At 65.3% G+C, this 23103-nt stretch carries 19 protein-coding genes; 9 read left to right on the forward strand and 10 right to left on the reverse strand.

Going from position 1 to position 23103, the window contains the following annotated elements:
• The first annotated feature begins 69 nt into the window (after positions 1-69).
• From ACYVHH_RS08385 to ACYVHH_RS08405, 5 genes are read left to right on the forward strand one after another with little or no spacing between them, the layout of a single operon-like run.
• Entirely contained in the window at positions 70-1350 is a 1281-nt protein-coding gene (locus ACYVHH_RS08385; RefSeq protein ID WP_460564680.1) for an ABC transporter substrate-binding protein, read from the forward strand.
• 32 nt (positions 1351-1382) lie between these two features.
• The gene (locus ACYVHH_RS08390; RefSeq protein WP_460564681.1) at positions 1383-2294 is read left to right on the forward strand and encodes a carbohydrate ABC transporter permease; all 912 of its coding nucleotides are present in this window, start codon (positions 1383-1385) and stop codon (positions 2292-2294) included.
• 2 nt (positions 2295-2296) lie between these two features.
• Complete coding sequence (locus ACYVHH_RS08395) at positions 2297-3133, forward strand: carbohydrate ABC transporter permease (RefSeq protein ID WP_460564683.1); 837 nt, start codon at positions 2297-2299, stop codon at positions 3131-3133.
• Positions 3134-3157: 24 nt separating this feature from the next.
• Complete coding sequence (locus tag ACYVHH_RS08400) at positions 3158-4786, forward strand: alpha-glucosidase family protein (RefSeq protein WP_460564684.1); 1629 nt, start codon at positions 3158-3160, stop codon at positions 4784-4786.
• 13 nt (positions 4787-4799) lie between these two features.
• Complete coding sequence (locus tag ACYVHH_RS08405; RefSeq protein WP_460564685.1) at positions 4800-5933, forward strand: ABC transporter ATP-binding protein; 1134 nt, start codon at positions 4800-4802, stop codon at positions 5931-5933.
• Positions 5934-5973: 40 nt separating this feature from the next.
• Here ACYVHH_RS08405 and pobA read toward each other — a convergent pair whose 3' ends face one another.
• On the reverse strand, positions 5974-7158 hold the full coding sequence (gene pobA / locus ACYVHH_RS08410; RefSeq protein ID WP_460564686.1) for a 4-hydroxybenzoate 3-monooxygenase: 1185 nt from the start codon (positions 7156-7158) through the stop codon (positions 5974-5976).
• Between the two features lie 135 nt (positions 7159-7293).
• Here pobA and ACYVHH_RS08415 point away from each other — a divergent pair, with 135 nt between their 5' ends.
• Positions 7294-8121, forward strand: a complete 828-nt coding sequence (locus ACYVHH_RS08415) for an IclR family transcriptional regulator domain-containing protein (protein WP_460564687.1) — start codon at positions 7294-7296, stop codon at positions 8119-8121.
• Between the two features lie 7 nt (positions 8122-8128).
• Here ACYVHH_RS08415 and ACYVHH_RS08420 read toward each other — a convergent pair whose 3' ends face one another.
• The 6 genes from ACYVHH_RS08420 to ACYVHH_RS08445 all read right to left on the reverse strand — a co-directional run bounded on the left by ACYVHH_RS08420 (position 8129) and on the right by ACYVHH_RS08445 (position 13376).
• Entirely contained in the window at positions 8129-8851 is a 723-nt protein-coding gene (locus tag ACYVHH_RS08420) for an ABC transporter ATP-binding protein (protein WP_460564688.1), read from the reverse strand.
• The gene (locus tag ACYVHH_RS08425) at positions 8848-9597 is read right to left on the reverse strand and encodes an ABC transporter ATP-binding protein (RefSeq protein ID WP_460564689.1); all 750 of its coding nucleotides are present in this window, start codon (positions 9595-9597) and stop codon (positions 8848-8850) included. Before ACYVHH_RS08425 ends, ACYVHH_RS08420 begins: the two co-directional genes overlap by 4 nt.
• Positions 9590-10609: a branched-chain amino acid ABC transporter permease gene (locus tag ACYVHH_RS08430; RefSeq protein ID WP_460564690.1), complete on the reverse strand. Its 1020-nt coding sequence runs from the start codon at positions 10607-10609 to the stop codon at positions 9590-9592. Before ACYVHH_RS08430 ends, ACYVHH_RS08425 begins: the two co-directional genes overlap by 8 nt.
• A gap of 24 nt (positions 10610-10633) precedes the next feature.
• On the reverse strand, positions 10634-11497 hold the full coding sequence (locus tag ACYVHH_RS08435; protein WP_460564691.1) for a branched-chain amino acid ABC transporter permease: 864 nt from the start codon (positions 11495-11497) through the stop codon (positions 10634-10636).
• Between the two features lie 93 nt (positions 11498-11590).
• Positions 11591-12778: an ABC transporter substrate-binding protein gene (locus ACYVHH_RS08440; RefSeq protein WP_460564692.1), complete on the reverse strand. Its 1188-nt coding sequence runs from the start codon at positions 12776-12778 to the stop codon at positions 11591-11593.
• Between the two features lie 115 nt (positions 12779-12893).
• Complete coding sequence (locus ACYVHH_RS08445) at positions 12894-13376, reverse strand: flavodoxin domain-containing protein (protein ID WP_460564693.1); 483 nt, start codon at positions 13374-13376, stop codon at positions 12894-12896.
• A gap of 204 nt (positions 13377-13580) precedes the next feature.
• Between ACYVHH_RS08445 and purL the strand changes: the two genes are divergently transcribed.
• Complete coding sequence (purL, locus tag ACYVHH_RS08450; protein WP_460564694.1) at positions 13581-17657, forward strand: phosphoribosylformylglycinamidine synthase; 4077 nt, start codon at positions 13581-13583, stop codon at positions 17655-17657.
• A gap of 86 nt (positions 17658-17743) precedes the next feature.
• A complete protein-coding gene (locus tag ACYVHH_RS08455) occupies positions 17744-18286 on the forward strand; it encodes a hemerythrin domain-containing protein (RefSeq protein ID WP_460564695.1) in 543 nt (180 codons plus the stop codon).
• Between the two features lie 18 nt (positions 18287-18304).
• Here the strand turns inward: ACYVHH_RS08455 and ACYVHH_RS08460 are convergent, their stop codons facing one another.
• A complete protein-coding gene (locus ACYVHH_RS08460) occupies positions 18305-20302 on the reverse strand; it encodes a peptidase U32 family protein (protein ID WP_460565267.1) in 1998 nt (665 codons plus the stop codon).
• A gap of 33 nt (positions 20303-20335) precedes the next feature.
• Here ACYVHH_RS08460 and ACYVHH_RS08465 point away from each other — a divergent pair, with 33 nt between their 5' ends.
• The gene (locus tag ACYVHH_RS08465) at positions 20336-21193 is read left to right on the forward strand and encodes a YbgC/FadM family acyl-CoA thioesterase (protein WP_460564696.1); all 858 of its coding nucleotides are present in this window, start codon (positions 20336-20338) and stop codon (positions 21191-21193) included.
• Here ACYVHH_RS08465 and ACYVHH_RS08470 read toward each other — a convergent pair.
• Together ACYVHH_RS08470 and ygfZ are read right to left on the reverse strand one after the other, a co-directional pair.
• Positions 21145-22083, reverse strand: coding sequence for an NRDE family protein (locus tag ACYVHH_RS08470; RefSeq protein ID WP_460564697.1), 939 nt, complete (start codon positions 22081-22083; stop codon positions 21145-21147). The two genes, ACYVHH_RS08465 and ACYVHH_RS08470, sit on opposite strands and share 49 nt — an antisense overlap.
• Before the next feature lie 19 nt (positions 22084-22102).
• On the reverse strand, positions 22103-23071 hold the full coding sequence (ygfZ, locus tag ACYVHH_RS08475; RefSeq protein ID WP_460564698.1) for a CAF17-like 4Fe-4S cluster assembly/insertion protein YgfZ: 969 nt from the start codon (positions 23069-23071) through the stop codon (positions 22103-22105).
• Positions 23072-23103: the final 32 nt, after the last annotated feature.

Here is a 23103-nt window from a genome sequence, read left to right on the forward strand (position 1 = left end):
AATTCGTTTGCGGCCACCGTGGAACCTGGTGTCGGGTGGGCAGCGATCAACAACATTTGCGAGGCAAACATGCGTATCCAATCCCGTGCCGTGGCGATCAAAGCCGGGCTGCTGGCCCTGACGACTGCCGGTGCCCTGGCAGGCGCCCAGGCGGCGACCATCACCATCTCCTGCGGCTCCGTGGGGCAGGACTTCGAGAACTGCAAGAAGCACACGGAGGCCTGGTCCAAGAAAACGGGCCACACCGTCAAGCTGTTCACGGTGCCCAATTCCACGACCGACATCCTGTCGCTGTTCCGCCAGATGTTTGCCGCCAAGTCGACCGACCTGGACGTGATCAACGTGGACGTGGTGTGGCCAGGCGTGATCAAGGACCACCTGCTGGACCTGAAACCCTATTCCAAGGGCGTGGAGAAAGAGCATTTCCCCGCCATCGTGGCCAACAACACGGTGGACGGCAAGCTGCTGGCCATGCCCTGGTTCACCGACGCGGGCCTGCTCTACTACCGCAAGGACCTGCTGGAAAAGTACGGCGCCAAGCCCCCGGCCACCTGGGAAGAGCTGAGCGCCGTGGCAAAGAAGGTGCAGGACGGCGAGCGCGCAGCGGGCAATGCCGACTTCCACGGTTTCGTGTTCCAGGCCAAGGCCTATGAAGGCCTGACGTGTGACGCCATCGAATGGCTGCACAGCTACAACGCGGGCAATGTGGTCGATGCCAGCGGCAATATCACCGTCAACAACCCGAACGCCGTCAAGGCACTCAAGATGGCCGCCTCCTGGGTGGGCACGATCGCGCCACGTGGGGTGCTCAACTATGCCGAGGAAGAGGCGCGCGGCGTTTTCCAGAACGGCAACGCCGCTTTCATGCGCAACTGGCCCTATGCCTGGTCGCTGGCCAATGGTGCCGACAGCAAGATCAAGGGCAAGGTCGGCGTTGCACCGCTGCCCAAGGGCGGGGTCGATGGCCAGAACGCCGCCACCCTGGGCGGCTGGCAGCTCGCGGTGTCCAAGTACTCGAAGAACCCCGAGGCTGCGGCCGACCTGGTCATGTACATGACCAGTGCCGAGGTGCAGCGCGAGCGCGCCATCACCAGCTCCTACAACCCCACCATCGTCTCTCTGTACAAGGACAAGGCGGTCCTGGACGCCAACCCCTTCTTCTACAGCCTGTTCGACGTGTTCGTGAGCGCCGTGCCCCGGCCGTCCACGCCCACCGGCCTGAAGTACCCCGAGGTGAGTGCCGCGCTCTGGAACGCGACGCACGACGTGCTGTCCGGGAAGGCCACCGCCGAGGACTCGCTGACCAAGCTTGAGGCGCGCCTCAAGCAGGTGCGCCGCAACAAGTGGTGAGCCGTGCCAGCCTGGCCTGACCCGGAATCGACATGATGAACAACAAGACACGCACCGCCTGGCTGTTCCTGGCGCCCATGGTGGTGGTGCTCCTGATGGTGGCCGCCTGGCCGTTGGGGCGCACCATCTGGTTCAGCTTCACCGATGCCAACATCAACGACATCGGCGTGGCCCGCTTCGTGGGGCTGGAAAACTACCTGGGCGAGTACGGCCTGTTCGCCAACCCCACCCACACCGACGGCTTCTGGGCCAGCGACTGGGGCGTGTCTATCCTGAACACGCTCAAGTTCGCCGTGGTGTCGGTGACGCTGGAGACTGCCTTTGGCCTGGGCGTGGCCTTGCTGCTCAACCAGGAGTTCCGTGGCCGGGCCTGGGTGCGGGCGGCCGTGCTGGTGCCGTGGGCCATTCCCACCATCGTGTCAGCCAAGATGTGGGGCTGGATGCTGCATGACCAGTTCGGCGTCGTCAACCAGTGGCTGGTGGACGCCGGCCTGCTGGCCGAGAAGGTGGCCTGGACGGCCGACCCTGCCTATGCCCTGTGGACGGTGGTGGCCGTGGACGTGTGGAAGACCACGCCCTTCATGGCGCTGCTGATCCTGGCGGCACTGCAGACGCTGCCCAAGGACTGCTACGAGGCAGCTCGCGTCGACGGTGTGCACCCGCTGCGCGTGTTCTGGCGCGTGACACTGCCTTTGATCCGCCCCGCGCTCATGGTGGCGGTGATCTTCCGCTTGCTCGATGCCCTGCGCGTGTTCGACCTGATCTACGTGCTCACGTCCAACAACAACAGCACGATCAGCATGTCTGGCTTCGTGCGGCGCGAGATGGTGGAAAACGGCTACATGGGCTATGGCTCTGCGGCCTCCACGGCGCTCTTTCTCATCATCGGCCTGTGCACGGTCGCCTACATCCGCCTGGGCCGGCTCAAGCTGGCGGAGGACTGAACATGAAATCCCCCTGGTACGCGCGCTCGGCGCTGTATCTGGCAGCGGCCCTGGTGGTGGCGTTGTCGGTGTTTCCCTTCATCTACGCCATCTCCACCTCGTTCAAGTCGGGGGCGGCGCTGTTCGAGCCCCGCCTGTGGCCCAGCTCGGTCACCCTGGGCAACTACATCTCGCTCTTCACGCTGGCAGAGCAGCCTTTCGGCAGGCACATCGTCAACTCCATCATGGTCGCGGTGCTGGTGGTGGGGCTCTCGCTCTTCATGGGCGTGACGGCGGCCTACGCCCTGGGGCGCATTTCCTTCAAGGGCAGGGGGCTGCTGCTCATGACCATCCTGGGCGTGTCGATGTTCCCGCAGGTGGCGGTGCTGGCCGGCATGTTCGAACTCATCCAGTGGCTGGGCCTGTACAACAAGGCGCTCGGCCTGGTGCTGCCCTACATGATCTTCACGCTGCCCTTCACCGTGTGGGTGCTCACCACCTTCATGAAGCAGTTGCCCAAGGAACTGGAAGAGGCCGCCATCATGGACGGCTGCAGCCCCTGGCGCGTCATCAAGGACGTGTTCCTGCCGCTGCTGTGGCCCGCGCTGGTGTCCACGGGCTTGCTGGCCTTCATTGCCGCGTGGAACGAATTCCTCTTCGCGCTCACCTTTGTGCTCGACAACAACGAGCGCACCGTGCCGGTGTCCATCTCCCTCATCTCGGGCGCCAGCAAGTACGACATCCCCTGGGGAAACATCATGGCTGCGTCCGTGCTGGTCACGCTGCCACTGGTGGCGCTGGTGCTCCTCTTCCAGAAAAAGATCGTCTCGGGCCTCACGGCTGGCGCGGTCAAGGGTTGACTCCTTTTCTCTCACGGCTCATACATGAAACACAAGGCTCCCAACAACGAATGGTGGCGCGGCGGCGTCATCTACCAGATCTACCCGCGCAGCTTTCAGGACAGCAATGCCGATGGCATCGGCGACCTGCCCGGCATCACGGCCCGGCTGGAGCACGTGGCCCGGCTGGGCGCGGACGGCATCTGGCTGTCTCCCTTCTTCAAAAGCCCGATGAAGGACTTCGGCTACGACGTGAGCGACTACCGCGACGTGGACCCGATGTTCGGCACGCTGGACGACTTCCGCGCCCTGGTGAAGCACGCCCATGAGCTCGGTCTGAAGGTGATGATCGACCAGGTGCTGTCGCACACGTCCGACCAGCACCCCTGGTTCAAGGAGAGCCGCGCCAGCCGCGACAACCCCAAGGCCGACTGGTATGTGTGGGCCGATGCCAAGGATGACGGCAACCCGCCCAACAACTGGTTGAGCATTTTTGGCGGCAGTGCATGGCAGTGGGACACCGGCCGCCTGCAGTACTACATGCACAACTTCCTCACCAGCCAGCCGGACCTCAACTTCCACCACCCCGAGGTGCAGCAGGCCATCCTGGACGACGTGCGCTTCTGGCTGGAGCTGGGCGTGGATGGCTACCGCCTGGACACCGCCAACTTCTACTTCCATGACAAGCAGCTGCGCGACAACCCGGGCCGCGGCATGCCGCAAGGCGAAGACCCGGCGGTGGACCGCAACAACCCCTACGGCTGGCAGCGCCACCTGCACGACAAGAGCCAGCCCGAGAACCTGGACTTCCTGCGCCGCCTGCGCGCGCTGCTGGACGAATACCCCGACACCACCATGGTCGGCGAGATCGGCGACGACGACGGGCTGGCCCGCATGGCGCAGTACACCAGCGGCGGCGACAAGCTGCACATGGCCTACTGCTTCGACCTGCTCGGCAAGCAGCACAGTGCCCCGTTCCTGCATGCGCTGTTCACCCGCTTTCTGGACATCGTGGGCGACGGCTGGCCCTGCTGGGCGCTGTCCAACCACGACTGTGTGCGGCTGGCCACCCGCTGGGGTGGCGACCAGCCTGATGGGCGCCTGCTGCGCCTGGCCGCAGCCATGCAGATGTCCGTGCGGGGTACGCCCTGCATCTACCAGGGTGACGAGCTGGGCCTGCCCGAAGCCGACATCGCCTACGAACAACTGCAGGACCCCTTCGGCATCACGATGTGGCCCAAGTTCAAGGGGCGCGACGGTTGCCGCACGCCCATGCCCTGGGTTTCTGGCGCGCTGCACGCGGGTTTCGGGCCCAGCCAGCCGTGGTTGCCCGTGTCACCGGCCCACCTGCCGCTGGCGGTGGACCGGCAAGGGACTGGCGGCCTGATGGCCTTCTACACGCAACTGCTTCACTGGCGCCGCACCCGGCCTGCTCTGGTCAAGGGCAGCATGGCCATGTTGCCCGCGCATGATCAGGTGCTGGCCTTCGTGCGCAGCCATGGTGGCGAACGGGTGCTGTGCGCGTTCAACTTCAGCAACGAAGCCGCCGTCTGGACGCTGCCCGCGGAAGTGGCGTCGGCCGCCCCGCTGGCAGGCAGCGGGCTGGAGGGCGCGCGCATCGTTGACGGCACCATCCGTTTCGAACCCTGGGGCGGGCTGCACGCCGCCTGCTGAAGGAGCACATGCCATGTCCAAGATCGAGTTCCGCAACGTCAGCAAGCGCTATACGCCGCAGACGTTGACCATCAACGACGCCAACCTGACCATCGAGCACGGCGAGTTCTGTGTGTTCGTCGGCCCTTCAGGCTGTGGCAAGTCCACGCTGTTGCGCATGGTTGCAGGGCTGGAGGAGATCACCTCCGGTGACCTCCTCATCGGCGGCGAGCGCGTCAACGACCTGGCGCCCGCCCGCCGTGGCGTGGCCATGGTGTTCCAGAGCTACGCGCTCTATCCCCACATGACCGTGCGCGAGAACATGGCCTTCGGCCTGAAGGTGTTCGGTGCCAACGCGGCCGAAATCGATCGCAAGGTGCGCGAGGCCGCCGAGGTGCTGCAGCTCACCCATCTGCTGGACCGATTGCCCAAGGCGCTTTCGGGCGGACAGCGCCAGCGCGTTGCCATCGGGCGTGCCATTGTCAAGGAGCCGCGGGTATTCCTGTTCGACGAGCCGCTGTCCAACCTGGACGCTGCTTTGCGCGTGCAGACCCGCCTGGAGATTTCACGGCTGCACAAGCGCATCGGTTCGGCCAGCATGATCTATGTCACGCACGACCAGGTGGAGGCCATGACGCTGGCCGACAAGATTGTGCTGTTGCACACAGGTGACCGCATTGCCAGCCATGGCTCCATTGCGCAGGTGGGCTCGCCCATGGCGCTGTACCACCGTCCGGCCAGCCTGTTTGTGGCGGAGTTCATCGGTTCGCCGAAGATGAATGTGTTGCCGGGTCAACTGGTCCGCGCGGCGCCGGACACGGCCACGGTGAAACTGGCAGGTGTCGACCTGGAGGCCGCTGTGGATGCCCAGGCCATCCAGCCGGGCGAGGCGCTGCACGTGGGCTGCCGCCCTGAAGACATGCGCCTGGTGAGTACCGGCTCGGCCAACAGCTTGAGCGGGCAGGTCAGCCACGTCGAGAAGCTGGGCGAGGCATCGCTGCTTTATGTAGATGTGGGGCAGGCGCTGCCTGCCATCACCGTGCGTGTGCCGGGCACGGCCACCGAACGGGTGGGGGAGACCGTGCACGTCCAATGGCCGGCAGACCTGATCCACGTGTTCGGCTCAGATGGCGAAGCCTGCTTTCGGACGCTTGACTTGCCCGCCTAAAAAAAACGCGGCCCTCAGACCGCGTTTTCTCCTGGGTGCCTTATTGCCCGAAATCGAGCGGCAGGCCCACGTAGTTCTCGGCAATCGTGCGCAGGCCGGATTCGGAGTGCATCAGGTAGTCCAGCTCGGCTTGCTGCAGCTTGGCGTTGATGGCGCCTTCGTCCGGGAAGTTGTGCATGATCGACGTGAACCACCAGCTGAAACGCTCCGCGCGCCAGATGCGCTTGAGGCAACGCTCGGAGTAGCTGTCGATGCCCGCTTCGGTCTTGTCCTGGTAGAACTCGACGATGGCGTTGGACAGGTACTTCACATCGGTGGCGGCCAGGTTCAGACCCTTGGCACCGGTGGGCGGCACGATGTGCCCGGCGTCGCCCGCCAGGAACATGCGGCCAAAGCGCAGCGGCTCCGTCACGAAGCTGCGCAGCGGCGCAATGCTTTTTTCCAGGCTGGGGCCTGTCACCAGCTTTTCAGCTGCTTCGGGGTCCAGACGCAGCTTCAGCTCGTTCCAGAAGGCGTCGTCGCTCCACTGTTCCACCTTGTCGGTCAGCGGCACCTGCAGGTAGTAGCGGCTGCGGGTGTGGCTGCGTTGCGAGCACAGGGCAAAACCGCGTTCGCTGTTGGCGTAGATCAGTTCGTGGTGCACCGGCGGGGTGTCCGACAGCAAACCCAACCAGCCGAAGGGGTAAACCTTCTCGTATTCCTTGATGGCGTTGCGCGGTGCGCTGGCTCGGCACACGCCGTGGAAGCCGTCGCAGCCCGCAATGAAGTCACACTCGATGGTGTGGGTCTGGCCGTCCTTTTCGTAGGTGACGCGCGGTTTGGTGGTGTCAAAGTCATGCACCTGCACGTTGGCCGCCTCGTAGATGCTGGTCAGGCCAGCAGCCTTGCGGGCGTCCATCAGGTCGCGGGTCACTTCGGTCTGGCCGTAAACCATCACCTTCTTGCCGCCCGTCAGGCCTTCCAGGTCGATGCGGTGGCGCTGGCCGTTGAACAGCATGTCAAAACCGGTGTGCACCAGGCCTTCCTTGTGCATGCGCTCGCCCACACCTGCCTCGTCCAGCAGGTCGGTGGCCACCTGTTCCAGCACGCCGGCGCGGATGCGGCCGAGCACGTAGTCGGGCGTCTGGCGTTCGAGGATGACGGCGTCGATGCCAGCCTTGTACAGCAGCTGGCCGAGCAGCAGGCCAGAAGGGCCTGCGCCGATGATGGCAACTTGGGTGCGCATGGAGGTCTCCTGTGAAGCAATGCGAATGGGTTCATGCTAGACCCCGGTGGCCAGCCTGCACACCCCGGTGATTGCGGGTTTGCGCGATCAGTGGAACAATTGCGCGATGATCGCGCAACTTCAACCAATCCGGCCATGAGCATCGCCAAGGCCGATCTCATCGAGGGCATGGCCAAGGGCATGGCTGTGCTGGAAAGTTTCGACACCGAGCGCCAGCGGCTCAACGCCACGCTGGCCGCCCAGCGGGCGGGCATCACCCGGGCGGCGGCGCGCCGCCACCTGCTGACCCTGGCGCACCTGGGCTACCTGGAGACAGACGGCAGCTACTTCTGGCTGTCGGCCAAGGTGCTGCGGTTTTCCGGAAGCTACCTGTCCAGTGCGCGCCTGCCCCGGGCTGTGCAGCCCACGCTCAACCGGCTGGCTGCGCAGACGCGTGACTCCTTTTCGGTGGCCGTGCTGGAGGGCGACGCCGTGGTCATCGTTGCCCGCAGCGTGGCCATGGCAGGCCCGGTGGGCGATTGGGACGGCGGTTCGCTGGGGAGTGCGACGCTGTCAGGCAGCGCGCCCGTGCGCCTGCTGGCCTACGGTTTGCATCTGGGCGCGCGCCTGCCTGCACACGCCACTTCCACCGGGCGTGTGCTGCTGGCGGCGCTGCCCAAGACCGAATTCAATGGCTGGCTCAAGGGCAGGGCGCTGGCGCGGCTGACGCCCTACACCGTGGTGGAACCCAAAGCCTTCCGTCAGGTCATCGCCGACGTGCGGCAGGCAGACCACTGCATCGCCAGCGAGGAGCATGAACTTGGCGTTTTTGCGGTGGCCGTGCCGCTGCGCAACCTGGACGGCAAGACCGTGGCCGCGCTCAACGCCGTGGTGCCGCACAGCCGCCTGCACAGCGGTGCGGTCCAGCGGGAGCTTCTGCCGCTGCTGCAGGATGCGGCGCGTGAGTTGCGCCCCCTGCTGTGACTCGGCGTCACACGCCCAGGTGCTGCTCCAGAATCTGCGGCTGCGAGATCAGCTCTGCCGAGCTGCCCTCGAACACCACCTGACCCTTGACCAGGATGACGTTGCGATCGGTGATCTGGGTGACGTGCTTCCAGTTCTTGTCCACGATCACGCTGCTGATGCCGCTGTCGCGGATGACCGCGCAGATGCGCCAGATTTCACGTGCGATCAGCGGGGCCAGGCCTTCGGTGGCCTCGTCCAGGATCAGCACGTCGGGGTTGGTCATCAGCGCGCGGCCGATGGTCAGCATCTGCTGTTCGCCGCCACTGAGCTGCTGACCGCCATGGTTCAGACGCTCGGCCAGGCGGGGGAAGGTCTCCAGCACACGCTCGTAGGTCCAGTCGCGCTGGCCTCGCGCACCCGGACGTGCGGCCATCACCAGGTTCTCTCGCACGCTCAGGTTACCGAAGATGCCACGGCCTTCGGGCACATAGGCGATGCCCATGCGCGCCACATCGTAGGTGGCGGCGCCCGTGCGGTCTTCGCCTTTGATGTGCACCTTGCCGCCGCTGGGCTTGACCAGCCCCATCAGCGACTTTAGCAGCGTGCTCTTGCCCATGCCATTGCGGCCCATCAGGCCAATGGTTTCGCCACGGCCGACTCGGAAGTCGATGCCATGCAGAATGTGACTGGCACCGTAGTGCGTGTGCAGGCCCGTGGCCTCGATCAGCATTTCCTTGTTCGCGCTCATGCTTCCTCACCCAGGTAGGCTGCCTGCACACCCGCGTCCGCCCGGATCTCCGCGGGCGTGCCGCTGGCAATCACCTGTCCGTTGACCATCACCGTCAGGCGGTCGGCCAGGGTGAAAACGGCGTCCATGTCGTGTTCCACCAGCATCATGGCGTGGTCTTTCTTGATGGCCAGCAGCAATTCGACCATGCGTTCCGCTTCGGCATGGCCCATGCCTGCCAGCGGTTCGTCCAGCAGCAGGACTTGGGGCGCCGTGGCCAGCGTCATGGCGATTTCCAGCTGTCGCTGCTCGCCGTGGCTGATCGCGCTGGCAGCGAACTTGGTGCGGTGGCGCAGCCCGGCGAGTTCGATCGCTCGCTCGGCGCGCTCGTTGATGTCACGCAGGGTGGTGGCCCGTGTCAGCCAGCGGGCGGCATGCGGGGTGCGCGACTGTGCGGCCAGCCGTACGTTCTCCCAGACGCTGAAAGGCTGGAAGATGTTGGTCTTCTGGTAGCTGCGGCCCAGGCCCATGCGAGAGATCTCCTGCATGCTCTTGCCCGTCACATCGCGGCCGCCCAGGGTGATGGTGCCTTCGGTCGGCGGCAGGTCGCCCGAAAGCAGGTTAGTCAACGTCGATTTGCCCGCGCCGTTGGGGCCGATGACGGCGTGGATCTGGTCACGCACCAGGTTCACCGACACCTGGTTCACTGCCGCCAGGCCACCGAAACGCTTGGTCACCTGACTGGCTTGAAGCAGCACCTCACTCATGTTTGCCTCCTTTGCCGCCAGCGAGCTTGTCGAGCAACGATTGGCCCAGGCCCAGAATGCCACGCGGCGCGAATATCACCAGCAGCACAATGAAACCGCCCATCAACAGCTGCCAGTGCTTGGTCATGTCCTTGAACACATGCATCAGGTATTCAAAGGCGAAGGCTCCCACGACAGCGCCTGCGAAGTTGCCCATGCCGCCCAGGATCACCATCATGATGGCGTGCGCGCTGAGGTGAAAACCCATCAGCTCTGGGTTGACGAAGCCGGTCTGCGCGGCCCACAGGTAACCGGCGACCCCCGCCAGCGTGCCTGCCAGCGTGAAGGCCGTGAGCTTGTACCAGACGGTGCCGAAGCCCATGGCACGCATGCGGTGCTCGTTGACGCGGATGCCTGCCAGCACGCGCCCGAAGGGCGAGAAAAGCACGCGGCGCAGAAAGGCGTAGACCGCCAGCAGCATGCCCAGCGTGAAGTAGAAGAAGACGGTCTTGTTCTCCAGGTCGAACAGTTCGCCGCTGTCAGGGCCGCCCAGGGCGGTGCTGGGCTTGAAGTAGACGTAGATGCCGTCCGAGCCGCCCAGCGACTTGTTGTCAAAGAACAGGAAGAACACCATCTGCGCAAAGGCCATGGTGACCATGATGAAGTAGATGCCGTGGGTGCGCACCACGAAGAAGCCGATGACGAGCGCCGCCAGGCCCGCGCCAAGCGCCGCGACCGGCAGGCTCCACCACAGGCTCACAGGCTGGCTGTCGGGCGTGATGAACGCCAGCGCGTAGCCCGCGAGTCCGAAGAAGGCCGCGTGGCCCAGCGAGACCATGCCGGTGACGCCCTGCAGCAGGTCCAGGCTCATCGCAAAGATGGCCAGGATCATCATCTGGGTGAGCATCTGCAGGTAGTAATCCCGGCTTTCCAGTCCCAGTATGGGAAAGGCGGCCAGGGCCAGTGCCCCCAGGCCCAGGGTGAGCTGGAGGCTGCGTGGCAGTTGTTCGATGTGCGAGGAGGCGGCAGACATGTTCTTATCCGTATACGCAGAAACTCATTGCTTGAACAGGCCTTCGGGCTTGTACAGCAGCACAGCGGCCATCAGCATGTAGACCAGCATGCCAGCCAGTTGAGGGACCAGAACCTTGCCGAAGGTGTCCACCAGGCCCACCAGCAGCGCAGAGATGAGTGCGCCGCGCACCGAGCCAATGCCACCGATCACCACCACCACGAAGCACATGATCAGCACTGAGCCACCCATGTTCGGGTACACGCTGGAAATGGGGGCGGCGATCATCCCGGCAATGGCCGCCAGGCCCACGCCCATGGCAAACACCACTGCGTGGATCAGGCGGATGTTGATGCCCAGGGCTTCCGTCATGTCGCGGTTGAATGCACCGGCGCGGATCTTCATGCCCAGGCGGGTCTTGGAGATGAGCAGGTACAGGCCGATGGCCAGCAGCACGCAGATGCCCGACATCACCAGGCGGTAGATGGGGTAGGACAGGTTCTCGGTGAGCGGGATGGACCAGTTGAGCAGATCGGGCACCTGCACGGCATGCACGTCATCACCCCACAGCAGCGAGCGGACTTCCTCGAAGATGTAGATGAGACCGAAGGTGAGCAGCACCTGGTCCAGGTGGTCGCGCTTGTAGAAGTGACGGAACAGCACCCATTCCAGTGCCAGCCCCAGCAGCACGGACAACGCCGTGCCCACGACGATGGCCAGCAGCAGACTGTTGAAGGTTGCGGTCAGGGACCAGGCCATGTAGGCGCCCAGCATGTAGAAGCTGCCGTGCGCCAGGTTGACCACGCCCATGATGCCGAAGATCAGCGTCAGGCCCGCAGCCAGCATGAACAGCAGCAAGCCGTATTGCAGACCGTTGAGCAACTGGATCAGAAAGTTGGCGAAATCCATGTTCGGTGGAAATTTGGGCGAAAAAAGGGCGGCGAACACCCTCAAAGGAGCGTTGACGCCGCCGGTTCGCAGCAGGGTTGACCGCGTTGGCGATCAGCCCATGCGGCAGCCTGTGCCGGGGTCGGCCACGGCCTTGGCCGCGATGCCGATCACCTTGTTCTGGTTGCCCACCACCTGGCGCAGGTACATGTCCTGGATGGGGTTGTGAGACTTGCTCATGGTCCACTTGCCGCGCGGGCTGTCGATGGTGGCGTTTTCCATGGCGGCGTACAGGGCCTTCTTGTTGTTCAGGTCACCCTTGACGGCGTTGGCACCCTGGACGAGCAGCAGACCGGTGTCGTAACCCTGGACCGCGTAGACGTCGGGCTGGAGCTTGAAGGTCTTCGCGTAGTTCAGGCGGAAGCTCTTGTTGCGCTGGGTGTCGAGCAGGTCGCTGTAGTGCATGGTGGTCAGCACACCTTCTGCGGACGCACCCGCAGCGTCGAGCACGCCTTCGGTCAGGAAGCCCGAGCCGTACAGCTGGATATTCTTGTTCAGGCCGGCTGCCGCGTAGTCACGCAGGAACTTGGCCGCGCCGCCGCCCGCGAAGAAGCAGGCCACGGCATCCGGCTTGAGAGCGGCAATCTCGGTCAGCAGGGCCTGGAATTCGACGTTGGGGAAGGGCAGGCCCAACTTCTTGATGATGGTGCCGCCCGCTGCCGTGTAGCTCTGCTCGAAGCCTTCAAAGGCTTCGTCGCCCGCCGCGTAGTTCCAGGTGATCCACACGGCCTTCTTGTGGCCGCGGTCCACCATGGCCTTGCCCAGCGCCAGCGTGGGCTGGGAGTTGGAGAAGCTGGTGCGGAACACGTTGGGCGCGCACAGGTTGCGGGTGGCGGCGTGAACACCGGCGTTGGGGATAAGGTTGAGCACGCCAGTGTCACGGGCCACCTTGTGGATGCCCATCTGCACGCCGGAGTGCACCGTGCCCACGAGCACGTCCACCTTGTCGCGCTGGACCAGCCGCTGCGCGTTCTCGATACCCTTGGCGGGGTTGGACTCGTCGTCCACCTTGAAGAACTCCACTTCGCGCCCGCCCAGCTTGCCGCCTTGCTCATCCAGCGCCATGCGGAAGCCGTTTTCAATGGCCACGCCCAGTTGGGCAAACGTGCCCGTGTAGGGGAGCATGAAACCGACGCGGACCTTTTCGGACTGGGCGCGCACGATCTGCGGCAGCAGCAGGCCGGAGGATGCGGCGCCGATCACGGCGGCTCCACGGGTGAGGACAAGGCGGCGGGTTGTCATGGGTTGTCTCCTGTTTGTATGGATGTTCAAGATGCTAGGCGGGTTGCCAGTGAAGGGCGATCCAGAATTACCCTTAGTTTAGGCTTAAACTTTTCATCAATCAACTTTCTTGGCTTCACGTCGCGGCTGCCTGCCGCTCCAGCTCGGGCAGGTAGGTGTTCAGCCACTGGCGGCACCATTCGATGCCAGACGCCTCGGGCTCGATGCCGCTGCTGGCGTCATGGGTCCAGACGTCACCCAGGCGCCGGGCGCCCTGGTCCTGCAGGCACTCGTCAAAGTTGCGGCCGCCCCGGGCGAACGTCATCGGGTAACTGCCCTGGTCACCCAGCGACATGACGCCATAGCGCACATGGCCCAGATAGCGCGGCTGGGAAAGCAGGGCGGCGTAGAAAGCCTGTGCGTTGTCGGGCACGTCGCCCGAGCCATAGGTGGCGCAGCAGATCAGGAAAAGGGCGGGTTCGTCGAACACCTCGGGCGTGAGGTTGTCCATCAGCGTGACTTCGATCTCGGACACAAGATCAGCGCAATCCAGCTCGATGGCCTGAGCCACGCATTCTGCGGTCTGGGTGGTGGTGCCCACCAGGATTTTCAGTTTCATTTGTCTCGCGTTCCTGCAGTCCGGCTGCCACATGGCATGAACTAAACTGCCTTCTTTCGTATGCAATATACTGCATTGCATGTAGGGAGAGCCCTAAGGTAAACCCTGATGCAGCAGGCTGCCGCAGGGTGGCCTGACGGGTGGGGGAGGCGGGCGTCCCAGCCCAAGTAAAATCATGGGTCTTTCCCCACACCAGGCCACACCGTGACCCAGCACATCACCCCGATCGAGGGGGGCGACGCCCTCGGCAACTTCCGCGCCCAGCAACTCCTTCCCCGCCTGCAAGCCATCCATGACCGGATCGTCGGCGTCTCTGCCCGCTTCGTGCACCTGGTGGACACGCTTGAGCCGCTTACGGATGCTCAGCTCAAGGACTGGCAGGCGCTGCTGACCTACGGCGAACCTTACCAGGGCGAGACGGGCGGTGTGCTGGTGGTGGTGACGCCGCGCATCGGCACGGTGTCGCCCTGGGCGTCCAAGGCCACGGACATCGCTCACAACTGCGGGTTCGCTGTCAAGCGGGTGGAGCGCATCACCGAATACCGGCTCACACTGAAAGCTGGCCTGCTTGGCAAGGCCGAATTGAGCGCACAGCAGTGGCAGCAAGTGGCCGCTGTGCTGCACGACCGCATGACCGAAAGCGCTGTGGCCAGCCGCGCAGACGCCTTCCACCTGTTCACCGAGTTGGAACCCGCCCCCATGGAGCACGTGGACGTGCTGGGCGGTGGCCGCGCAGCGCTGGAAAAGGCGAACGTCGCCTGGGGCCTGGCGCTGGCGGACGACGAGATCGACTACCTCGTCAAGGCTTTCAACGACCTCAAGCGCAACCCCACTGATGTGGAGTTGATGATGTTCGCTCAAGCCAACAGCGAGCACTGCCGCCACAAGATCTTCAACGCGCAGTTCACGATTGACGGCGTGGCGCAGGACAAGAGCCTGTTCGGCATGATCCGCCACACCCACCAGACCAGCCCGCAGCACACGGTGGTGGCCTATTCGGACAACGCCTCCATCATGGAAGGGCACGAGCTGGAACGCTTCGTGGCCCGTGCCCAGAGCGGCGCCGCCACGCCCTATGTGGCCGAGCGTGCCCAGCACCACGTGCTGATGAAGGTGGAAACACACAACCACCCCACGGCCATTTCCCCGTTCCCCGGCGCCTCCACCGGTGCGGGCGGTGAAATCCGCGACGAAGGCGCCACTGGCCGGGGCTCCAAGCCCAAGGCGGGCCTGACGGGCTTCACCGTGTCCAAGCTGTGGGGCGGCTGGTCCGACCAGCCAGGGGGCAAGCCCGAGCACATTGCCAGCCCCTTGCAGATCATGACCGAAGGCCCGCTGGGCGGCGCGGCCTTCAACAACGAGTTCGGCCGGCCCAACCTGCTGGGCTACTTCCGCGAGTACGAGCAGACCGTGGCCACCGACGCCGACACCGTGCAGCGCGGCTACCACAAGCCCATCATGATCGCGGGTGGCCTGGGCCAGATCGAAGCCGGGCAGACCAAGAAGATCGAATTCCCCGCAGGCACGCTGCTCATCCAGCTGGGCGGGCCTGGCATGCGCATCGGCATGGGCGGCGGTGCGGCCAGTTCCATGGCCACCGGCGTGAACGCGGCCGATCTGGACTTCGACTCCGTGCAGCGTGGCAACCCCGAGATCGAGCGCCGCGCCCAGGAAGTCATCAACCAGTGCTGGACGCTGGGTGACAAGAACCCCATCCTTGCCATCCACGACGTGGGTGCGGGCGGTCTGTCCAACGCCTTCCCCGAACTCACGAACGACGCTGGGCGCGGTGCGCGCTTTGACCTGCGTGCAGTGCCGCTGGAAGAGTCCGGCCTGTCGCCCAAGGAAATCTGGTCCAACGAGAGCCAGGAACGCTACGTGCTGGCCATTGGCCCCGAGTCGCTGGAGCAGTTCAAGGCCTTCTGCGAACGCGAGCGCTGCCCCTTCGCCGTGGTGGGGGTGGCCACCGAGCAGCGCCAGCTGGTGCTGACCGATGAAGATAGCGTGAGCGGCGCCGGGCCGTCCCAAGCCGCGAGGGCCCCCTCGGGGGGCAGCGAACCACACGCAGTGGGGAGCGTGGGGGCTGCAGTCAACATGCCCATGGACGTGCTGCTGGGCAAGCCGCCCAAGATGCACCGCGACGTGAAAACCGTGGAGCGCAAGGCAGCCGAACTGGACCTGACGGGCGTGGACCTGCAAAAGGCCGTCATCGACGTGTTGAGCCACCCCACTGTCGCTTCCAAGCGCTTCCTCGTCACGATTGGCGACCGCACCGTGGGCGGCCTGAGCCACCGCGACCAGATGGTGGGCCCGTGGCAGGTGCCCGTGGCTGACTGCGCCGTGACCCTGGCCGACTACGCCGGTTTTGCCGGTGAGGCCATGAGCATGGGTGAGCGCACCCCGCTGGCCGCTCTGGACGCCCCTGCTTCCGGCCGCATGGCCGTGGCAGAAGCCATTACCAACCTGCTGGCCGCACCCATTGAACTGCCGCGCGTGAAGTTGAGCGCCAACTGGATGGCCGCCTGCGGCGAGCCAGGCGAGGACGCCGCGCTGTACGCTACCGTCAAGGCTGTGGGGATGGAGTTGTGCCCGGCGTTGGGCGTGAGCATTCCCGTGGGCAAGGACAGCTTGTCCATGCGCACGCAGTGGAAGGTGGACGGCGAGCAGAAGAAGGTCACATCGCCCGTGAGCCTGATCGTCAGCGCCTTTGCCTCGCTGCCTGACGTGCGCGGCACGCTGACGCCGCAACTCGACGCACAGGAAGAAGACACCACCCTGGTGCTGGTCGATCTGGGCAAAGGCAGGAACCGCATGGGCGGCTCCATCTTGGCGCAGACGCTGGATCAACCCGGCGGCGCCGTGCCCGACCTGGACGACGCGCAAGACCTGATCGCGTTGGTGAACGCCGTGAACGCCTTGCGCGCGCAGGGCAAGATCCTGGCCTACCACGACCGCAGCGACGGCGGCCTGCTGGCCACCGTGGCCGAAATGGCCTTTGCCGGTCACGTGGGCGTGGCCCTGAACGTGGACCTGCTCGTCACCGAGGGCGACGGCATCTCCGACAGCCGCATGGACACGGGCGACGCCAAGAACTGGGCGTCGCAGGTGAGCGCCCGTCGCGAGGAACTGACCCTCAAGGCGCTCTTCAACGAAGAACTGGGCGTGGTGCTGCAGGTGCGCACGGCCGAGCGCAACGAGGTGATGCAGGTGCTGCGCGAGCATGGGCTGAGCAAGCACAGCCACTTCGTGGGCAAGACGCGCCCGGCCAGCTCTGCCATGGACGTGGGCAAGGGCGAACTGCAGGTGTGGCGTGACACCAAGGCCGTGTTCAGTGCCAGCCTCTACGACCTTCACCAGGTGTGGGACAGCGTGAGCTGGAAGATCAACCAGCAGCGTGACAACCCCGCCTGTGCCGACGCCGAACACGCCGCGGCTGGCGTGCCTGCGGACCCTGGCATGCACGTGGCGCTCACCTTCGATCCGTCGCAAGACGTGGCAGCGCCGTACCTGAACCTGGCGCGCCCTCGGGTGGCCATCCTGCGCGAGCAGGGTGTCAACTCGCACGTGGAAATGGCCTACGCCTTCGATCGCGCGGGCTTCGAGTCCTTCGACGTGCACATGACTGATCTGCAGTCCGGCCGAGCCAATCTGCGCGACTTCAAGGGCGTGGTGGCTTGTGGCGGCTTCAGCTATGGTGACACGCTGGGCGCCGGCATCGGCTGGGCACGGTCCATCACCTTCAACCGCGTGTTGTCGGAGCAGTTCCAGGCATTCTTTGCCCGCCCCGACACCTTCGGCCTGGGCGTGTGCAACGGCTGCCAGATGTTTGCCGAGCTGGCCGACATCATTCCCGGTGCCGAAGCCTGGCCGCGCTTCACCACCAACCAGAGCGAGCGCTTCGAGGCCCGCCTGTCGATGGTGGAGGTGCTGGAGTCACCCAGCCTGTTCTTTCAGGGCATGGCAGGCAGCCGCCTGCCCATCGCTGTGGCGCACGGCGAGGGTTACGCCAACTTCAAGCACCGCGGCAACCGCGATGCAGCCATTGGCGCCATGCGCTACGTCGACAACACCGGCGCGGCCACCGAGGCCTACCCGTTCAACCCCAACGGCAGCCCGGGTGGCCTGACCGCGGTGACCACCGCCGATGGCCGCTTCACGGCCATGATGCCGCACCCCGAGCGCGTGTTTCGCAATATCCAGATGAGCTGGACCAGCGGAAATGCCAGCGAATTGAGCCCGTGGATGCGCATCTGGCGCAACGCGCGCAAGTGGGTGGGGTGAACCCCCACAACTGTTGACCGGCGTCAAAGTCTCCGGGCAGATGATCACTAGACTGACGACTTGTGATCCCACTGTTCGGAGACGACATGAACGCCCCCCAGAATACCGTTGACAACGCCCCCATCCAGGACTTCTCGCACTGCCACGCTGGCATCGTGAAGAAGCTGGACATGCTGGGCGAACTGCCCGCCTTGCTGGAGCCCGCCGCCCGTGCCCGCGAGATCGCCGAAAAGGCATTGGAGTTCTTCCGCGAGGCAATCTTCGAACACCATCTGGACGAAGAACGGGAGCTCTTTCCCGCTGTGCTGGCCAGCGCCGAAAAGGGCGCGGAGCACGAACGTGTCCAGGCCATGGTCAAGCGGCTGACGAACGAGCACCGTGAGCTGGAAGGTGTCTGGAAGCAGCTGGAATCCGGCCTGAAGAAGGTGGCCAAGGGCCAGGCGACGGACATCGACGTGGGCGCCATCCAGCGCCTGGTGACGCAGTACCGGGCCCACGCCCAGTACGAGGAAGCCGAGTTCCTGCCGCTGTCGCAGACCATCCTCGGCCGCAACGCCAACCACATGGCAGCCTTGGGCCTGTCTCTGCACATGCGGCACTCGGTGCCGCCGGTAGCGGGTTACGTCTGACGGGCGGCTTCCCGGTCCTCAGTGGACCGGGTGTGCCTGTGGGCGCGTCTTGTAGAACTGGATGGGGCTTTCCGGCGTGCTGTTGAGCACGCTGCGCTTGATCTTGCCCACCACGTGCATCTCGCAGGGCTTGCAATCGAAGCGCAGGGTCAGCTTTTCCTTGCCGTTGATGAGCTGCAGCGGCTCCGCGCGCACAGTGCCCTGGACCCCGGTCACGCCTTTGGCCTGCTTGGGGCACAGGCTGAGCGAGAAGCGCACGCAGTGCTTGGTGATCATCAGGCTGACTTCACCTTCTTCCTCGTGCGCTTCGTAGGCGGCGGCAATCACCTTGACGCCATGCTTGCTGTAAAAGTCGCGAGCCTTCTGGTTGAAGACGTTGGCCAGGTAAGTGAGGGTGTCCTCGGGGTAGGGCACGGGCGGCTCCACCGGCACGGCGCGCGGCAGGCGCTTCAGCGCCTGGGAACGGGCCCGTTCCAGGTCGGCCACGGCATCGCGCCGCAAGGCATTGAGCTGCGACGCGGGCACGAACCACGGCTGTGACAGGTGCACCTGGATGTCGCTCGCCTGGAAAAGCGTGTCGCCCAGGCGGCCCAGCTGTTCACGCAGCTTGTCCGCAGCTTGGGCCGGGTCTTTGGCCCGTTCCCAGGTGCCCGCCAGTTCGGCATTGCCCACGTGGCCATCTTCGTCGGTCAGCGTGAGCTGCAGGCCCGCAGGGGAATCGCTCAGCGCCATCCACACGCCGATGCGCCGGTCGGCGGATTTCTTCTCCAGCGTGCGCACCCAGTCCATGCTGCGGTTGCGGTTCACGGTGGTGCCGCGCCTCAGGTCCTTGAACCCACTCATCGGGTCTTTGGGGAAGACGCGCCAGACGGTGCCGCCATCCTTGCCGGGGCCGAGTTTTTCCACGCGGTTGGTCTGCAGGCCCACCAGTTCCTTTTGAAGGTCGTGGTAGCACAGGCCGTCGCCGTTTTGCAGCTCGGTGGTGGGGTCTTCGGTTTCCAGTTCCACGGAGTCGGCGGCAACCCGGGTTACCCAGCCGATCGGCTGGCCGGGGTTCTTGGGCGTGTCGAAGGCGCCAATGTCTTCCTTGCGGCCCTGCACGAAGTAATCGGTGAACTCGCGGTTGAAGTTCTGGTCCGGGTCGGGCGTGAAGGTGTAGGTGCAGCGGCCGCTGGAGGCGCGTGCCAGTTCGGGGCGCTCTTCCAGGATTTCGTCGAACAGCTGGCGGTAGTGGGCGGTGATGTTCTTCACGTAGCCCATGTCCTTGTAGCGGCCTTCGATCTTGAAGCTGCGCACGCCCGCGTCGATCAGGGCGCGCAGGTTGTCGCTCTGGTTGTTGTCCTTCATCGACAGCACGTGCTTGTCGTGCGCCACGATGCGGCCCTGGCTGTCCTTCACCTCGTAGGGCAGACGGCAGGCTTGTGAACAGTCGCCCCGGTTGGCACTGCGGCCCGTGTGGGCGTGGCTGATGTAGCACTGCCCGCTGTAGGCCACACACAGGGCGCCGTGGATGAAGAATTCGAGCACGGCGCGGCTGGGCGCATCCACCGGCCCCAGCGCCTGGTGAATGGCGGAAATCTGCGGCAGCGTCAGTTCGCGGGCCAGCACGATCTGGCTCAGGCCCGCGTCTTGCAGGAAGCGGGCCTTTTCGGGGGTGCGGATGTCGGTCTGTGTGCTGGCGTGCAGCTGGATGGGCGGCAGGTCCAGCTCCAGCAGGCCCATGTCCTGGATGATCAGCGCGTCCACACCGGCGTTGTAGAGCTGGCGCACCAGCTTGCGGGCGGGTTCCAGCTCGTCGTCGCGCAGGATGGTGTTGAGCGTGACGAACACCCGGCTGTGGAAGCGGTGGGCGTGGCGCACCAGCCGCTCGATCTCGGCCACGGAGTTGTCGGCACTGGCGCGCGCGCCGAACGATGGGCCGCCGATGTAGACGGCGTCGGCGCCGTGATTGACGGCCTCGATGCCGATGTCGGCGTCGCGCGCGGGTGACAGGAGTTCGAGCTGGTGGGGCAACATAATGCGGATTTTCAAGCCAACCCTAGATTGTCCATGAAACGCCAGGATTTCCGCTTTTTTCACCGTCTTCGCGTGCGCTGGGCCGAAGTCGACATGCAAAAGATCGTCTTCAACGCCCACTACCTGATGTACTTCGACGTGGCCATCACCGAGTACTGGCGCGCCTTGGCGCTGCCCTACGAAGACGCCATGCACCAGCTGGGCGGCGAACTGTACGTGAAGAAGGCATCGGTGGAGTTCAACGCCTCGGCCCGCATGGACGACATGCTGGACGTGGCCTTCACGTGCAGCCGCATTGGCAATTCGTCCATGACGATGACCGGCGCCATCTTCCGGGGCGAGGAGCACCTGATCAGCGGTGAGCTGATCTACGTGTTTGCCGACCCGGCGACGCAGACTTCAAAACCCATCCCCGCGCCACTGCGGGCGCTGCTGCAGGGTTACGAGGCGGGCGAGCCGGTGATCGAAGTGCGCACAGGCGCCTGGAGCGAGCTGGGCGATGACGCCCGGCAGGTGCGTACCGCCGTGTTCATTGAAGAGCAGGGCATTGCCCGTGAGGACGAGTGGGACGAGGCCGACCTAGCCTGCCTGCACGCCGTGGCTTACAACCACCTGGGTCAGCCGGTAGCCACCGGGCGGCTGCTGCAGGGTGGGCCCGGGGTGGGCAAGATCGGGCGCATGGCCGTGCACCGTGTGTTGCGGGGTACCGGCGTGGGCCGCGAGATCGTGAGCGCATTGACCACCGCAGCCCGCGAGCGGGGCGACCACACCATTCGCCTGAGCGCGCAGCGCACCGCCGAAGGGTTTTACCGCCGCCTGGGCTACCAGCCTGTGGGCGAGACTTACGAGGAAGTGGGCATTCCCCACGTGGACATGGAAACCCGCCTGTAAGTGCTGGCCGCCAGCGGCCAATGGGTGGAACTGTTGGCGTTGTCGGCGCTGCCTGCATCGCTGGCTGGTGCCAGCCCTGGCGCGTGTGTCCATTCCTCCAGTTCCAGCTGGCCTCCCTTGGCGGGTGCGTGCCACCTTGCAATCAGGCTGCTGCGCGTGCCGTAACCAGCGTCGGGCATGTGGACGAAGGGGCTGGACAGCTGTTTTTCCCGCTCGTGGGGAATGCCGGTGCGGGGCAGCTCGGTATCGAGGGCAAGGCGCCGGTCCAGCAAGGCGTCGAGCAGGGTGTGGCGCCAGTGCTCCGACGCCTCCGGCGCGGTGTGGCCCAGCAGATCCAGCGCCTGCGCCGTGGCCGCTTTCAGCTGGCGGGTCTTGGGCCAGGGCGTGTCCAGACCAGCGTTGGACAGGCCGTACACACCCGGGCGCAGCCGCCGCCCATGCCACCCGCTGTTGACGGGCAAAGGGTCGCCCCCTGAATCGGTGTGGCCAGGCCGGTTGCTCAGCCAGACCCAGTCGCGGCCGTTCATCTCGCCCAGAACCAGGTTGAAGCCGCCATAGTCGCCAGCCTGGTGGCCCGTGGTCAGGGTCTGCCAGTCGGGCGTTTCCCTCGGGCCGGCCAGCCAGCGTGTCACCAGTTCGCCCCGGCTGCGCGGTGCCAGGTCGGGTTCGCCGTTGCGCACGTTGGTAAGCATGGCCACCCGCCCGCTGGGCGAAAAGCCCAGCCAGGTGCCACCGGCCCGCAGGTCACGGCCGCTGTAGACCGTGGCCCCGCCCGGCAGCGTCCACTGGGCCAGCGGCAGGGTGGGGCGCTCCCAGAACTCGTCGCGGTTGGACGCGAGCAACAGCGGGCAGTCTTCCCGCATGTTCAGGGCAAAGGCGATGAGGCACATGGCCGTGGCGGCAGTGGGCTCAGATGTCGGCGAGCAGTTCGTAGGGCAAGGGCAGCAGGGTCAGCACGGTGCCGTCAGGTGTGCCCAGGGTCAGGGGCTGGCCGTCGGCGGCGTTGATCTGCATGGAGACGATGGCGTCGAAGCCGCCAGCAGGGTGGGCCGCAACCTGCGCCACGGTGCCGCAGGGCTGCTCGGCGTCGCTGGCGTGGAAAACATCCTGGCCCACGGCGGGCACGACCTCGGCGTGCGCCAGGTAGGCGCGGCGCTTGAGGGTGCCGCGGAACTGGCTGCGGGCCACCACCTCCTGGCCGGGGTAGCAGCCTTTCTTGAAGTTCACGCCACCCACCGATTCGTAGTTGAGCATCTGCGGCACGAAGGCCTCGAACAGCGGCTGGGTGAGGGTGGCCACGCCGCTGCGCACCTCCAACCACTGCCACACAGGCTCTGGCAGCGGTGTGCCAGCGGGTGCGGGGGCATTTGCCGGTGCGGTCACCAACGCGCGCGGCACGCCAGCCGCATCGGGCAGCCGGACCCAGTGGGCGCCGTCCCGGTCCACCTTGCTCCACCACTTGTCGCCCAGGCCTGCGCTAGCCACGGCGTCGCCGCTGACCCCGTACAGGGCGAATTCGGCGGTGGCATCCGTCAGTTTCGCCTTGGCCCGCAGGACAAACATGCTCAAACGCTTCAGGGTCTGGGGCAGCAGGTCGCGCGAGCAGACCAGGGCAATGTCGTCAGCCGCGAGCTTGAAACCGATGAAGCTGGCCTGCATGCGCCCCTTGGCGTTGCAGAAAGCGGCCAGCCGGGCTTCGCTATGCCCCAGCAGGGCGAAGTCGTGTGTCAACTGGCTGTGCAGGAACTTGGCGGCGTCTTCACCCTGGACGCGGATGATGCCGAGGTGCGCCAGGGGCGCAACCCCCTGGAGTTGCGCGGGGCTGACGCCCGAGGGAACGTTCTGGGGGGAGGCGGGGGCAAGGGTTGGAGAGGTCATGTGCAGGAGGGGTGGACGGTCTCACTTATCAT

The sequence above is a fragment of the Hydrogenophaga aquatica genome (assembly GCF_054780915.1).

Coding starts and splice junctions, on each gene's coding strand:
- ygfZ (WP_460564698.1), bottom strand. CDS start 23,071: ATGACCTCTCCAACCCTTGCCCCCGCCTCCCCCCAGAACGTTCCCTCG.
- ACYVHH_RS08445 (WP_460564693.1), bottom strand. CDS start 13,376: ATGAAACTGAAAATCCTGGTGGGCACCACCACCCAGACCGCAGAATGC.
- ACYVHH_RS08385 (WP_460564680.1), top strand. CDS start 70: ATGCGTATCCAATCCCGTGCCGTGGCGATCAAAGCCGGGCTGCTGGCC.
- ACYVHH_RS08440 (WP_460564692.1), bottom strand. CDS start 12,778: ATGACAACCCGCCGCCTTGTCCTCACCCGTGGAGCCGCCGTGATCGGC.
- ACYVHH_RS08420 (WP_460564688.1), bottom strand. CDS start 8,851: ATGAGCGCGAACAAGGAAATGCTGATCGAGGCCACGGGCCTGCACACG.
- ACYVHH_RS08405 (WP_460564685.1), top strand. CDS start 4,800: ATGTCCAAGATCGAGTTCCGCAACGTCAGCAAGCGCTATACGCCGCAG.
- ACYVHH_RS08400 (WP_460564684.1), top strand. CDS start 3,158: ATGAAACACAAGGCTCCCAACAACGAATGGTGGCGCGGCGGCGTCATC.
- ACYVHH_RS08430 (WP_460564690.1), bottom strand. CDS start 10,609: ATGTCTGCCGCCTCCTCGCACATCGAACAACTGCCACGCAGCCTCCAG.
- ACYVHH_RS08435 (WP_460564691.1), bottom strand. CDS start 11,497: ATGGATTTCGCCAACTTTCTGATCCAGTTGCTCAACGGTCTGCAATAC.
- pobA (WP_460564686.1), bottom strand. CDS start 7,158: ATGCGCACCCAAGTTGCCATCATCGGCGCAGGCCCTTCTGGCCTGCTG.
- ACYVHH_RS08470 (WP_460564697.1), bottom strand. CDS start 22,083: ATGTGCCTCATCGCCTTTGCCCTGAACATGCGGGAAGACTGCCCGCTG.
- ACYVHH_RS08460 (WP_460565267.1), bottom strand. CDS start 20,302: ATGTTGCCCCACCAGCTCGAACTCCTGTCACCCGCGCGCGACGCCGAC.
- ACYVHH_RS08395 (WP_460564683.1), top strand. CDS start 2,297: ATGAAATCCCCCTGGTACGCGCGCTCGGCGCTGTATCTGGCAGCGGCC.
- ACYVHH_RS08455 (WP_460564695.1), top strand. CDS start 17,744: ATGAACGCCCCCCAGAATACCGTTGACAACGCCCCCATCCAGGACTTC.
- ACYVHH_RS08390 (WP_460564681.1), top strand. CDS start 1,383: ATGATGAACAACAAGACACGCACCGCCTGGCTGTTCCTGGCGCCCATG.
- ACYVHH_RS08415 (WP_460564687.1), top strand. CDS start 7,294: ATGAGCATCGCCAAGGCCGATCTCATCGAGGGCATGGCCAAGGGCATG.
- ACYVHH_RS08425 (WP_460564689.1), bottom strand. CDS start 9,597: ATGAGTGAGGTGCTGCTTCAAGCCAGTCAGGTGACCAAGCGTTTCGGT.
- ACYVHH_RS08465 (WP_460564696.1), top strand. CDS start 20,336: ATGAAACGCCAGGATTTCCGCTTTTTTCACCGTCTTCGCGTGCGCTGG.